The organism is Achromobacter maghribensis (assembly GCF_057334215.1).
This window is the reverse complement of record NZ_JBHFII010000001.1, coordinates 24,806-38,214: the sequence shown is the minus strand read 5'-3', so window position 1 is coordinate 38,214 and position 13,409 is coordinate 24,806. Positions and strand designations below refer to the sequence as shown.

The 13,409-nt window shown below is 62.6% G+C and carries 12 protein-coding genes; 3 read left to right on the top strand and 9 right to left on the bottom strand.

What is annotated here, in order from left to right; genetic code table 11:
• Nucleotides 1-89: 89 nt before the first annotated feature.
• Both ACE039_RS00185 and ACE039_RS00180 read left to right on the top strand, forming a co-directional pair.
• Entirely contained in the window at nt 90-809 is a 720-nt protein-coding gene (locus tag ACE039_RS00185; RefSeq protein WP_105556374.1) for an SDR family oxidoreductase, read from the top strand.
• Nucleotides 810-871: 62 nt separating this feature from the next.
• Nucleotides 872-4,516, top strand: a complete 3,645-nt coding sequence (locus tag ACE039_RS00180) for a transporter substrate-binding domain-containing protein (protein WP_485821316.1) — start codon at nt 872-874, stop codon at nt 4,514-4,516.
• On the opposite strand, the gene ACE039_RS00175 is transcribed toward ACE039_RS00180, so the two are convergent.
• The 9 genes from ACE039_RS00175 to ACE039_RS00135 form a co-directional block, all read right to left on the bottom strand.
• Complete coding sequence (locus ACE039_RS00175) at nt 4,513-5,712, bottom strand: EAL domain-containing response regulator (protein ID WP_448708484.1); 1,200 nt, start codon at nt 5,710-5,712, stop codon at nt 4,513-4,515. The two genes, ACE039_RS00180 and ACE039_RS00175, sit on opposite strands and share 4 nt — an antisense overlap.
• A gap of 27 nt (nt 5,713-5,739) precedes the next feature.
• Nucleotides 5,740-6,276 (bottom strand): fimbrial protein, encoded by a 537-nt coding sequence (locus ACE039_RS00170; protein WP_485821315.1) that lies wholly within the window; start codon nt 6,274-6,276, stop codon nt 5,740-5,742.
• A gap of 10 nt (nt 6,277-6,286) precedes the next feature.
• On the bottom strand, nt 6,287-6,796 hold the full coding sequence (locus tag ACE039_RS00165) for a fimbrial protein (protein ID WP_448708482.1): 510 nt from the start codon (nt 6,794-6,796) through the stop codon (nt 6,287-6,289).
• Nucleotides 6,793-7,305: a fimbrial protein gene (locus ACE039_RS00160; RefSeq protein WP_448708481.1), complete on the bottom strand. Its 513-nt coding sequence runs from the start codon at nt 7,303-7,305 to the stop codon at nt 6,793-6,795. The genes ACE039_RS00165 and ACE039_RS00160 overlap by 4 nt, the downstream gene beginning before the upstream one ends.
• Entirely contained in the window at nt 7,298-7,909 is a 612-nt protein-coding gene (locus ACE039_RS00155; protein ID WP_485821314.1) for a fimbrial protein, read from the bottom strand. The genes ACE039_RS00160 and ACE039_RS00155 overlap by 8 nt, the downstream gene beginning before the upstream one ends.
• 29 nt (nt 7,910-7,938) lie before the next feature.
• Nucleotides 7,939-8,688, bottom strand: a complete 750-nt coding sequence (locus ACE039_RS00150) for a fimbria/pilus periplasmic chaperone (RefSeq protein WP_485821313.1) — start codon at nt 8,686-8,688, stop codon at nt 7,939-7,941.
• 60 nt (nt 8,689-8,748) lie between these two features.
• Nucleotides 8,749-11,211, bottom strand: coding sequence for an outer membrane usher protein (locus ACE039_RS00145; RefSeq protein ID WP_485821312.1), 2,463 nt, complete (start codon nt 11,209-11,211; stop codon nt 8,749-8,751).
• A 41-nt stretch (nt 11,212-11,252) separates the two neighbouring features.
• Nucleotides 11,253-11,690, bottom strand: a complete 438-nt coding sequence (locus ACE039_RS00140; RefSeq protein WP_485821311.1) for a fimbrial protein — start codon at nt 11,688-11,690, stop codon at nt 11,253-11,255.
• A gap of 193 nt (nt 11,691-11,883) precedes the next feature.
• Nucleotides 11,884-12,420, bottom strand: coding sequence for a fimbrial protein (locus tag ACE039_RS00135; protein WP_485821310.1), 537 nt, complete (start codon nt 12,418-12,420; stop codon nt 11,884-11,886).
• A gap of 322 nt (nt 12,421-12,742) precedes the next feature.
• Between ACE039_RS00135 and ACE039_RS00130 the strand changes: the two genes are divergently transcribed.
• Nucleotides 12,743-13,384: a response regulator gene (locus ACE039_RS00130; protein ID WP_485821309.1), complete on the top strand. Its 642-nt coding sequence runs from the start codon at nt 12,743-12,745 to the stop codon at nt 13,382-13,384.
• Nucleotides 13,385-13,409 lie beyond the last annotated feature (25 nt).

Sequence of the window (13,409 nt, the reverse complement as noted above, 5' to 3'; positions counted from 1 at the left end):
ACAGCCGACGCCGGATGGTGTCTACTTGGAACACCGGGCGCTCAAGCGCCCGTTTTTGACCCAGAAAACAGACTGCGAGGTTTCCACCCATGAAGGACAAATGCGTGCTCATTACGGGCGCCACGAAAGGCATCGGCTGGGCGCTTACGCAGCGGCTGTCCGACATGGGCTGTCACGTGGTTGGCATTGCGCGAAACACCACCGACGTCGACTTCCCGGGGTATCTGTATGCCTGTGACCTGGCCGACGCCGGACGCACTGAAGAAGTCCTGCGGGAAATCCGCGAGAAATTCCCCGTCGACGCCGTGGTCAATAACGTCGGCATCGCGTCTCCACAGCCGTTGGGCGAGATCGACCTTGCCACGCTGTACAACGTGCTGGATTTGAACGTCCGCGTCGCGGTGCAAGTCACGCAGGCTTTCGTCGAGTCCATGAAAGTGCGCCGCGCCGGCCGCATCGTCAACGTGGTCAGCCGTGCCATCTACGGCGGCCTGGACCGCACGGCCTATTCCGCCGCCAAGAACGCGCTGGTCGGCTGCACCCGCACCTGGGCACTGGAATTGGCCGAATACGGCGTCACCGCCAACGCGGTCGCGCCAGGCCCGATCGAGACCGAAATGTTCCGCGCCACGCGTCCGGCGGGCAGTGACGGCGAAAAGCGCGCGCTGGCATCGGTGCCCATGAAGCGCCTGGGCACGCCGGCCGAAGTCGCCGCCGCCATCGCTTTCCTGCTGTCGGATGACGCGGGTTTCATCACCGGCCAGGTGCTGGGCGTGGACGGCGGAGGCAGTCTGGGCGGACGCTCGTAAGCCGGCACGGGGACGGCGGCGCTTTTCCCCTCCGCATTGCAATTCGAAGAATGGGATTGCCCATGAGGTCGTTTGTCATCCGGGACTCGACCTTGTGGCGACTCCTGCTCGTGAGCCTGCTATGGATGGCGGCCGCCTTGTTGCCCGCAAGGGCCGCCGAGCCGTCAGGCCTTTCCTTGCTGACGCTGCAAAGCCAAGTGCATTGGCAGCATGCCACCCCCGCGATTTCCGAAAGCGATTGGGTCTGGTTGCGCGAAAAGCGCGAGTTGGTGCTGGGCGTCGTCGACAAGGCGCAAGCGCCTTTCGAAATGGTCTACCGCGACGGCACCTACAAGGGCATCAACGCCGACGTGACCTCGCTGGTGGCGCAACTGCTTGGCTTAAGCGTCCGGCTGGTGGCGTTTCCGGACGACAAGGCGGCGCTGACCGCGTTGGCCGACAAAAAGATCGACCTGCTGGCTGGAGACCTGGAGCCCGCTGCCGCAGCCGGCTTTCTGCCCAGCACGCCCTATGTAACCGACAAGATCGCGTTGTTCCGCCGCACGAGCGAAACCCGGCAATTCCGGGCGGATTTGCGCGGCATGACAGTCGCGGTCGCGGGCGCCGCAACGGCGGCTGAAGCCTCCCGGCGCTATCCCGACGCCAAGATCGTGGAGTACGGCACCGACGATCAAGCCATCGCGGCGCTGGGTTTTGGCCACAGCGACGCCTATCTGGGAGGCGTGCTGACGGCCTATCACCGGGTCAATGGCGCGTTCTACGGCTATGTCCAGTTTGATCGTTTCACGGACATGTCCACGCAATACCGTTACGCGTTGAACGCCGACGACGCGCGCTTGCGCCAGGTGATCAACGAGGCCATCGCGGCAATCGGCGGCGCCTTGCCGGAGATCACCCGCAGTTGGGCGGGAAGCGGTTTTATCCCCGATAGCCGGAATATTGCCCTCACGCCAGACGAACTGCGCTGGATCGCGCAGCATCCCCGTTTGCGCCTGGTGATCAACGATGATCTGGCGCCGATCGCGTTCTTCAACGTCAACGGCCATTTCTCCGGCCTGGCGGCCGACCTGCTTGAAATGGTGTCCTTCCAGACAGGGCTGACGTTCGATGTGGTCAGCCGCCGGGGCAGTTTTCCCGCCCAGATCGACCTGATCCAGCAACGCGGGGCCGACGTCGGCATCATGACCGTCACGGCCGAGCGCGAACAGTCTCTGCGCTTCACCAAACCGATCTCCCTGGATCCGATGGTGCTGGTCATGAGGCGCGGCGCGCGCGACGCGGGCGTGCCGCCGGATCCGCGCCGCATCGCCATTGCCGAAGGACATTTCGCAACCGCGTTTGTCGGCCAACGTTATCCGCAGGCCGCGATTTCCGGCGTCGGCTCCTCGCTGGACGCTTTGCACAAGGTCGACACCGACGAAGCGGATGCTGCCGTCATGGCGCTGCCGTCAGCGCGTTACTACAACGGCCGCTTGTTTGGCGACCGCCTGGTCGTGAGCGATATGCTCGACCTGGCTCCTATCGGCATCAGCTTTGCCGTGCGTCGCAGCGATCCGGAACTGCAGTCGATCCTGGACAAGACGCTTGCCGTGCTGACCCCTTATCAGATCAGCGCGTTCAACAATCGCTGGAAGGCAATCCCCGGCATGGCGGGCGAGACCTGGCGCGACTACGCTGTCATCATCGCCGAAGTCATTGCGGCCGCGGCCTTGCTCTTGCTGATCGCATTGGCCTGGGCGGTCTCGCTAAGACGGACCGTCCGCGCCAAGGAGCACGCCAAGAAGCTGCTGAAAGACCAGTTGCAATTCGTAAGAACGCTGATGGACAGCATGCCGCCGCCGATTTACGTGCGCGACACCGAAGGGCGCATGCTGGCGTGCAACCGAAGCTACCTGGACAGCGTCGGGTTGACTGCCGAAGACGTGTTGGGCAAGACCGCGCTGGAAATGCCCAGCGACGCGTTCGAGGCCGCCGAACGCTTTCACGCGAGCTATCTCGAAGCGTTGAAGACCAACCGAAGCACGACCGGCGTACATGCCGTCCGCCTCCATGGCAAAGAGATCTGGATTCAGCACTGGATCCAGCCTTTCCAGGACTCCGCCGGCGTGAACGGTGGCGTGATCTGCGGGTGGATCGACATTACCGAGCATCGCCACCTGATCCAGGAGATCGAAGCCGCAAAGGACCAGGCGCTGGCGGCCAGCCGGGCCAAGACGACCTTCCTGGCCACGATGAGCCACGAGATACGCACGCCGATGAACGCCATCATCGGCACGTTGGAGCTTGCGCTCAAGCGCGCCGATGCCAAGCCCATCGACCGTCACAGCATCGAGATCGCTTTCGCCTCGGCGCAAAGCCTGCTTGCGCTGATCGGTGACATCCTGGATATCGTCCGGATCGAATCCGGACGCCTGAGTCTCACGCCGGGGCGCGCCAATTTGCGCGAACAGGTGGAATCCGTGGCGCGGGTATTTGAAGGGCTGGCGCGGCAGAAGGGCCTGAGCCTGTTGCTGGAGATCGATGCCGAGGCCCAGGCCGACGTGCTGATCGACGCACTGCGGTTCAAGCAGATCCTGTCCAATCTGGTTGGTAACGCGATCAACTACACGGACTCGGGATTCGTCAGGGTGCGTGTGCAGACCGTGCAAACGGAAACGTCGCTCCTGCAGGTCAGCGTCGTCGTCGAGGACACCGGCGTCGGGATTTCCGACGAAGACCAACAACGCCTGTTCCGGCCGTTCGTCCAGGTTGACGGGGGCGAGCGGGGCGCCGGCGGGACGGGACTGGGTCTTGTCATCAGTCGCTCATTGTGCGAAATGATGGGCGGGCGTTTGACCTTGTCGAGCGTTCCAGGACGCGGCACGACGGTCTTGGCGGAGCTGCGCTTGCAGGTCCTTGACCCGGTGATGGTGGCGCCAAAACCGGCGCTGGCGCCGCCGGGAAGCGAACGCGTCTTGCAGATCCTCGTGGTGGACGACCATGCGGTCAGCCGGCGCATATTGACGCAGCAGCTGACCTTCCTGGGCCACGATGTGCAAGAGGCGCCGGACGGGATCGCGGCCATGGCCCGATACGCGACGCATCCGTTCGACGTGGTGTTCACCGATTTCCGCATGCCAGGCATGAGCGGTGCGGAACTGGCAAGGGCCATCAGGCAGGGGGAACAGGAACGCGGCGAAGATCGGGCCCTGATCATCGGCGTGACGGCGGACGCCCAACCGGAAGAGATTGCACGCTGCGTGCAGGCGGGCATGGACGAATGCCTGATCAAGCCGGTCGGTCTGGACGCGCTGGCGGCACGCCTTGCGGGCATCGTCCCGGAAAGCCGCGATTCTCTTGACGCCCAGGCCGACGCGCCCTTATTCGATTTGCGGCCTCTGCAGGAGGTGTCGGGCGGCAATCTCGATCAGCAATGGCTGCTGCTGGACGAGTTGGTGCGCGCCAACCGCGAAGATGCGCAGCGTTTGGAGGCTTACGCGTCGACGGGGCGGGTCGGTCAGATGGCGGAAATCGCCCACCGTATCAAGGGGGCGGCGAACGTGGTCCGGGCGGAAGGCGTGGTCCAGGCGTGCAGCGAGCTTGAGCACGCATGCGGCGCCGGGCGCACCAATGACGGGGCATTGGCGCGCGCGGTCGACGGTTTGCAATTGTCTTTGCGTCAATTGGAGCAAGCATTGATCAGGCTGCGAGGCAGCCAACGCAGCTAGTGCGGTCTGTGCAACGCGCCAGGCGGGTGCGTCTGGCAATATCCCAGGAATTGCGCCTGGTCCATCGGGCGGGCGTACAGATATCCCTGGGCGATCTTGCATCCCAGCTGCTGTAGCTGCGTACGCTGTTCCAGCGTCTCCACGCCTTCCACCACCAGGTCCAAGCCCAAGGCCTCGGCCATGCTGGCAACGCCGCGGATCACTGCGGCGGTGCGTGGCTGGATTTTCAGCCGGCGCACGAAGCTGGCGTCCAGCTTGATCTGGCTAAAGGGAAAGGCGCATAGGCGATCCAAGGACGAATAGCCCGCGCCGAAGTCGTCCATGGCCAGGCCGCAACCCATGACGCGCAACCGCACCAGGTTTTCCAGCGTGGCGGCGGGCGTGCTCTCCAGGCCGTCTTCGGTAACTTCCAGGGTAATGTCGTTTGCCGATAGCTGGCGCTGGGCCAGCGCGTGCTCGATGCCCGTGGTCAACAGCCGCGAGGCAAGTTGGGACGGGTGCAGATTGAAGGCGAGTGTGGCGGGAGGATGGGTGCGTTTCTGCTGTGCCTGAAGTTCCAGTCCTTGATCCAGCATGCGCCAGAACAGCGGCTCCATCAGGCCGTGGGTCTGCATCGCGGGAAGGAAATGCGACGGGGGCAACACGCCGTGTTGCGGGTGATGCCAGCGCGCCAGCACCTCGGCTTCCACCAGAGATTCGCCATTGATACTGACCTTGGGCTGGTAGTACGCCTTGAATTCGCCGCGCGCCAACCCTTGCCGCACCTCGCTTGCAGGAGGCGGCTCGACCGGAGCGGCGTGCGCCCGTCGACGGCTGCGCTGGAACGTCGCCAGCAGCGCGGTCAGGCCATTGATGTCCAGCGGTCTGGCAAGTTCGCCCAGAAAATTCAGGCCCAGGCATTCGATCATGGCAGCCGAAGCCTGGCGCAGCGCCGGCTCCAACGCGCTGTTGAGAATGACGGAATGCACCAGCCGGGCGTGGCCGGATTCTCGCAGGAATTCCAGGCCGTCCTTGCCCGCCATCTGCAAGTCGCAGATAGCGATGTCCACGCCACCGCAGGCCTTTAGCAGCGACAAGGCTTCGCCGCCTTCGGATGCTTCGTAGATCCTTCCGGTGATGGCGGATCGCAGGGCAGTGACCACCATCAATCGCTGAAACGGGTGATCTTCCAACACCAGCACGCTAAGGTTCTTCATGGAACGGGTCTCGAACGCGAATGCCGTTCAGTCATAGCTGAACGCGAATGTCACGGTGGCGTTGATGGCGCCGTGTTGGATCGTCCTGTTGGCCAGCGCTGCCGGCTCACCCCGCAAGAACGCATTGATGACAATGTCGGTGCCGCCGGCGGTAAGCGTCCCGATGGCATTGGCTTGGTTCAACGGCAAAGCAATGCCGTGGCTGGTCTCCAAGCCGATTGCCACGCCGGCGGCGCCGCCGGCATTCAGGTTCAGATGCCCCGGCAGTGGAGTACTGGGGGCCCCGGTCAACGTCACCTTGACGCGCGTTCGGCCTTCGCTGATATCGCAGTTCTGCAAATGCAGCGTGATCGGGCGGCCGGCGCTGCGGCCTTTGGCATAGATCTCGCTTGTCGCGACGCCGCGGAAATTCAGCTCGTGCTTCGTGTCAGCGGGGTCCAGGGTGCAGGGCTCGGCTACCAAGCGCCCGGAAAAAGACATATTGTTCGGCCCGGCAGATTGAGCCGACGCCGCGCCTGCTGCCATTGCCGCCAGGAAAGCCGCCGCTATGGTGAGGATCCGCATTCGTGGCCTCCTAGTAAAGTTCAGCGATCAGCAGCGCCGTCGCCTCGAAGCTCTCTTCAGGCAAGCGCGATCCAAGCCTCTTCACGGGCACTGCCTCCAGGAGGGGGGGGCGGTTCCGGTCGGTCATCTCGACGGTCTTGGGGCGATTAAGCGCCAACGCCTCGCCGTTCAACCAGATCTGAATGCCCAGGTCTTCGATGGACGTCTGCACGGCGGGAGGATCGAATTTCGTTTCGGGAGCAATCAGCGTCATCTTCATCCGCCACGGGGCACTGCCCGGACAGTCGATCTGGTAGGGGATGGTCTGCCGATAGTTCTCGCCATTGATTTTTTCAATACCCAGGTTGGTCTTGAATGCCACATTGATGCGCCCACCCTTGTCGCTGACGGTGCATCCCGGCGTGATCAGCGTTCCGGTGAATCGCATGTTCTCTGCGGCGGCGGCCGGGGGCGGGCTGGCCGCAAGCAGGGCGAACAGCACCAGGGCGGAAAGCGAATGTCTGTCGCGGGAGCGTTTCATCGATATTCCACCACCAGAGTGGCTCCGACGTTGAAGTGGCCGGCCTCGATGTCGCCTGCGGGGTCTTTCACCAGCACCGCCCGCAATAACGGAGGCACGTTGCTGTCGAAATCGAACCACTTCTTTGGCGCAATCGGTGTATTGCCGTTTTTCAGGGCGATGGCCAAATGGGGGTTGGACGCGATGCTCAAAAATTGTCCGTCGCCGAAGCCGGCGATATTGCCGGTAATCTGCATGCGCAGAGAATTTGTCGAGGCGTTGCGGCAATCCAGGCCGTAAGGAATGTCCTTGGTCAGGTAAGCGCCGTCAACCCGTGTCGTCAGGACTTCGCCAAACGGGACGTTGATCATGCTGCCTTGATTACCGGTGACGACGCACGGAATGGGCGCAAAGATCTTTCCCTTGATTGAGATGCGGGTCTGGGCCGGCACGGGCGCGGCAAAAGCCAAGGCGACCGCCAAGCCGGCCAGCCGCAGATAGGCAGGCTTATGGAGCAGGCGCTTAGTCATAAGTCAGGAAGAGATTGATATAGGCTTGAAAGTGGCCGGGTTGCAGGGCCGCGGACGTGCGTTCCGGGGTGATGTAGTAGGTCAGGGTGGAATCTCCGGGCGCAACGAACCAGGCGCGCGTTTGCTGGCCCACGGCAATGCGCCGCCGACTGGCGTCGCTTAAACGCAAGCCAAATCCCGAGGCGCCGCGCACCCCCACCAGTTCGGGCGTGTCGGGGTCCGTTTGTGCCCGGAAGGTGACGCCGACCACGGGTTCAGCGCCGCTCCAGGCCAGCGCCCCGCCGTTTGCCTCGCGCCTGCCGCCCTCGGTTCGGACGCAGCCGCGCAGCTTCAGCTGCACCGCGACAGATACGCCTTGGTCGCCAGGCCGTGGCAGGTCCGCAGTGCTGATTTCACCTAGCGCGACTTCCTGGTAGGCCGAACTCATGTCCAGATGGCAGGCGCTCTCCAAGAGGGAGCCGATTACATGGAACTGGGCGTTGAAGTCATCGGAGTTACCGAACTCCGTGGCGGCGGCCGCGCTTGGGATGGCGGCGGCCACACAGATCAGGGCGGCGTGCAAGCCGGCGCGGGTATGGGTTCTACGACGGGAGTTTGTGGTCATGGGAAGGCCTGCCAGCGTTAAGGGCGCGATCAGTTACTGATTTGCTTTGCCGTGCACTCCTGCCCGGTGCAGCGGAATTCCAGCTTGGGCCGGCCACCATAGTCATTGATGTAGGTCAGCACGGGCGCGTTGCCGAGGCTGCCGGCCCCGAGGCCCAGCGGGGCTTGCGAGTACGGCGCGATCATCAGCGGTTCAAAGTTTGCGATCGATGATCCGCTCGCGTTCTTTGAGGCGTCGATCAGTGTCAGGTAGTAGGGGGTAGGGTTGTCGACGGTGTACCGGTCACCCTCACGCGTCAGGCGGATGCGTTCTTGCCAGAGGGCTGCCGACGAGCCGGACGGAATGTCCAATGCCTCGGGGCGATAAAAAAGCTTGACCCGCGTCTGCAGCGCGATCTGCAAGCTATTGGCTTGATCGCTGCGGGGCGGGACTTCGCGTAGATTGAAATAGAAGAGGCTTTCCCGGTCTTGGGGCAATTGCTTGGCAGCGGGCAATGCCTGGATCTTCACTTGGCTCCTGGCGCCGGGCTCAAGCCGTTGCAGCGGAGGCAGCACGACCAGTGGACCGGTGATCTTTTCATCCTTGTCGTTCTCGATCCAGGCTTGTGCCAGATAGGGCAATCGATCGTTCTGATTGCTGATGTTCAAACTGACGGATTTGTCCTGGCCAGGAAAGACGATGCGTGTCCTGTCCAGGGAGACCGCCGCCAAGGCAGGCTGCGAGGCGAACAGGCAGACCAGGGCGGTGGACGCGAATTTCTTCAAGGTAAGAGGGGTCATGGTAGGTGGGACTGGTTGAATGTTGCGTGTTTCTTTTCGGATCGATTCGGGTGCCAGGCCTTACGGCGTGGGGTGGCAGAGGAACCGTTCAGGCGGCCCGGCGGCATCCGCCTTGGGAATGTCGAACGAGCATTGCGGCTTGCCGTTCCATTGCAGCGTCATGGTTTCGCCGGGCTTCATGCCGCTCAGGTAGACAACCCCTTCATCGCCGACGATGCCCGTGGCCTGGTTGCGGCTGTTGCGCACGGTCACGCCAAACGGAGGATGCGCGCCGTCGCTCAGCTGGATAGTCGTCATGGCCTTTTCTCCGGAAATCAAATCCAGGGAGCGGTAGCCGATGGCGCCTTCGGTCAGCGTCGCCTGCACCACCGATTGGGTCGCTTCGACGTCATCGGCAAGCGCGTCGAGGTCGATGCTGGCCTGATTGCGGTAGTAACTGTTGACGTCGGTAATCACGGCGGTGCCGAACAGGTTCGACTTCGTTGTCATGCCGTAGCCGCGCACCGGCACGCCGGCGACACCATTGGTGTCGATCATCAGGCGGGTGCCGCCTGCGACGGACGTCCGGTGCAGGGCGGCGCCCTTGGCGGTAAGGGTGGCGCCGCCCTGCATGGACAGACCGCCCGAGCTGTAGGCGCCCGATTCATGGCTGACACTGGCCACGACCTGCGCCAGCGTGCCTTCGTGCGTCAGGTAGCCGCTGGCCTTGCCGCCGCCGCCCACGCCTGCGCTGATCATGTAGTTGTTGCGTTCGTCCAGGCGGTCGTAGTAGCTCACGTTGTGCGTGGCGTTGCGGCGGTCCACCGACGCGCTGTAGCTGACGGATGCGCTGTTGCCCAATGGAATGCTCAGCGACAGATACGCGCCACGGTCCGACGCGCCGTCGGCTTGCGTCTGGTAGCCCGTGATCGACAGGCTCAAGTTCTTCAGGCTGCCCAAGTCGAAATAGCGTGATGCCGACAGGCTGTAGCGGTCGCTTGACCGGCTGTTCCAGTAGGTCTGATGGTTGAGGTTGGCATACACGCTGGTATTCGCGCCACGGAACTGCTTGCTGACCGTGGCGGTATACATGGCCTTGCTCTGGTTCACCGGCGTGCCGCCGTGGCGAGCGTCGATAAACTCGTTCATGGTCATGAAGTCCCGTTGCGAAAACCGATAGCCGGCGAACGTGACCTGGCTATCGAATTCCTCGAAGCGCTTGGAATAGCTGGCGCGGTAGGACTTTCCGGAAAGGATGCGGCGGCCTGGCAACACGGCGCGCGATTGCGTGACGTCAACGGACAGCGCGCCGAACGCCATCAGGTCACGGCCCACGCCGACGGCAACCGCGGCATAGTCCTTCGCGCCCAGGCCACCCCCGTAAAGCGACCAGCCGTTGCTGACGCCCCAAGAGAACTCGCCGGATCCGAATGCCGGACCGTTCATGCGGTGGTTCCATTCGGAAGGCTTGCCCCCCGCGAATTGAAACCGCACCGAACCGGGACGGGTCAGGTAGGGGATGTTGGCGGTATCGACCTGAAATTGCTGGCTGGTGCCGTCTTGTTCTTCCACTCGCACGTCCAGTTTGCCGCTGACCGCGTCGTTCAAGTCCTGGATGCGGAAAGGGCCGGGAGGCACTTGGGTGTCGTAGAGCACGCGGCCCAGCTGCCGTACGATGACGCGCGCGTTGCTGCGGGCAACGCCCGAAATTTCGGGTGCGTAGCCGCGCAAGTTGGGCGGCAGCATGCTGTCGTCACTGGTCAGGCTGGCGCCTGTATAGCGGAAGCTGCCGAACAGATTGGAGTTCAGGTAGTCTTCGCCCACAACCAGGCTCGAGCGCATCGAGGGAACGGCCCGCATGGCGTAAAAGCGGCTCCAGTCGAAGCTCTGGCGGCGCGTTTGTCCGGTGGTGCGGTCTGCCTGCGCCTGCCAGTCGGCACGCATGCGCCAGGCGCCCAGGTTCATGCCCAGCGTGCCATAGCCGCTTAGGTGTGTGGAGTTGCCCTCGCCGCGAGTGCGTCGCGTGGATAGCGCATTCAAGTTGTAGTCCAGCAATACGCCGGGAATGCCTTCATCCCAGCGCGACGGTGGATCCCAGTTTGGGGCGCTGTACTCAAGTGCGGCTTGCGGGATGACCACGTGGAGCCCTGAGGTGCCGAGATCGGCGCGGACCGTCATGCCGGGAACACTATCGGTATCCAGGCACTTGTCGCCGTTCCACCACGTCAGCCTTCGCGCTGCGCTTGCGCGCAGGCCCAGCTGGGCCACCACCTCCGGAGACAGGCACGCCGCGCTACCCTTCGGATCGCCGGCAGGCGCCAGGAACGAGACGTCATGGTCGTTCAGCTGATTTTGATTGACGTGCAGGGTCAGGTTGTACGTGCCCGGCATGATGTAGTTCGCCCGCGCGAAGACGCTCAGGTCGAAGTTCTGCCTGTCCTTGATGTCCAGGACGTCCGTGTTGAATTCGAGCTCCTCGGCAGCTTCAGCGGCGCAGGCAACCAGCATCAAAACAACTATGTTCAGCACCCTGAGGCGAATCACGTGAACGGCGTCCTTTAGCGTCTCAACAAAAATGTGGCGGCTCAGAAGTAGTTCATTCGGAGCCGGATGGTGATCTGGTAATCGCCCGCGTGAAGCGCGGCGCCCGTGCCGGTCAAGCTCAGCGCGTAGTGCAATGCCAAGTCGCCGGATGACGGCAAGCGCTGTTGCACGGGGACGCCGGGCACCACCTGTTTGCCGCGGCTGTCTTTGATTCGAATCGCGATGCCTTTGGCCGACCCTCGGGCCAAGAACCCTTGGCGGTCTCCGGTGCCTTCGAATATCAGCGTGAATGTGTTGCTGCCGAGGTCGCCGGATTGGGTCCGCGGGGGGCTGCAATTAAGCAGTTGGACTTTGAACGGTTGTTGTAGGGTGGCTTCGCCATTTATCAGCCCGCTGATGGCGGCGGGCGCCATGCTGACGGTTTGATCCTTGGACTCCACCTGTAGCGAGCATGGCGAGCTCACAATGGCGCCGCTCATGCTGACCTTCGCCGTCAGTGCATGCGCACTGGCCGTGCCTGCCATGCAGGCGTTCAGGGCAATGAGCAGAATCAGCAGGCCAGGGCGTGAGGCAGACTTGAACCGATGCATCGACTGTTTCCCCTAGTTCTCCAAAAAGGCGCCCGACGCGCGCAAACCTCGCGCGCTTCGGGCAGTTGGATCCCCGAGGGACTTACTGGTAATTCAGGGTGAAGGTTGCGGACGTGGTGAAGTCGCCCGGAACGACGGTGCCGCCGGTTTGGCCGTCGCCTTGCAGATAGGCCTGGAACTGCAGCACGTTTTCGGTGTAGATCAGCTTCGAGGCCGGGGACGGGGTGTTGGCCTTGATCAGGTTGCCGTGGCTATCCGCGATCGCCAGGCTGGCGCCGGAAGCCACGCCGCTGGTGAAGGCCAGCAGGTCGGGCTGAGGAACCGAGGTCTGGCCGCTGAACGTGGCCGTGACGTTTTTCTTGGCATCCGTCAGGTCGCATTCGGTCAGGCGAATCTGGAAGGTCTTCGGCGCGGACTTGCCGCCATCCTTCAGTGCGGACTTCGTGATCTTGTCCATTTGCACGGTCTGATTCGCGCTTTCGGCGGTGATCGAGCAAGGGGCTTCGATGATCGAGCCCTTGAAAGTGATTTCGCCGCCATCATTGGCGGCAAAGCTTGCCGACGAAGCGGCGCCCAGCGTCATCGTTGCGAGGAGCAGGGCCAGTTTATTGAGTTTCATCACGGTGTCCATGTAAAGGGGTTTCAGCCTTCAGGACAGCGATCATGTGGCGATGCAGTGATACTTCAATCTACCGCCACATTCGCCTTTTTTTCGACGCTGTCTTTTAGCTGAAATCAGTGTATGGACCGTGGCAATGGGGGAAAATAGGATGGGTAGCAGTCGCTTGTAGGAAATTTCCTAATCGGCCCGTCGACTCCGTTGTGTTTCTAAAGGAATACGCTGTGCGACTAGAATTAGAGGTCCCGATACGTGACGCTGGCAGGTCGAGGCCTGAGGCGCGACTGCGGATGCTTACTCAAAGGAAGTGCGGTAGCCGGCCATGAATACGATCCTGATTGTCGATGACCATCCTCTGGTACGGCTCGCGGTGCGGATGCTGCTTGAGACGAACGGCTTTCACGTTGTTGGTGAAGTCGGCAACGGTATTGATGCCGTGCAAGCGCTGCGCGACTTGTCTCCCGACGTGGTGATCCTGGACATCGGCATCCCCAAGCTGGATGGCCTGAGCGTCATCGCGCGCATGTTGGCCATCAACCCCGATTGTCATGTCCTGGTGCTGACGTCACAGTCGTCGGAGGCGTTCTGCCATCGGTGCATGCAAGCGGGCGCCAATGGGTTCATCAGCAAGGATGAAGACCTGAACAAGCTGGTCAACGCCATCAAGGCCGTGATGGCGGGCTATAGCGTCTTTCCGTCGATGGCGGTGGCGGCCGAGCATGGGCGCCTGTCGGACTCGGACATGGTCAAGCGCTTGTCCGACCGCGAAATGGTGGTGCTGCAATATCTGGCGCAGGGCCGGTCGAACAAGGAAATCGGCGAACTGCTCTTGCTTAGCAACAAGACGGTCAGCACATACAAGACGCGCTTGCTGCAAAAGCTGGGGATGGAATCGGTGCTGGAACTGGCCGAATTCGCCAAGCGCAATGCGTTGCTTGGCGTGCCGGGCTCCGAGGGCGTCTGAATCCCCGGGGCCGGCTCCGAAGGCG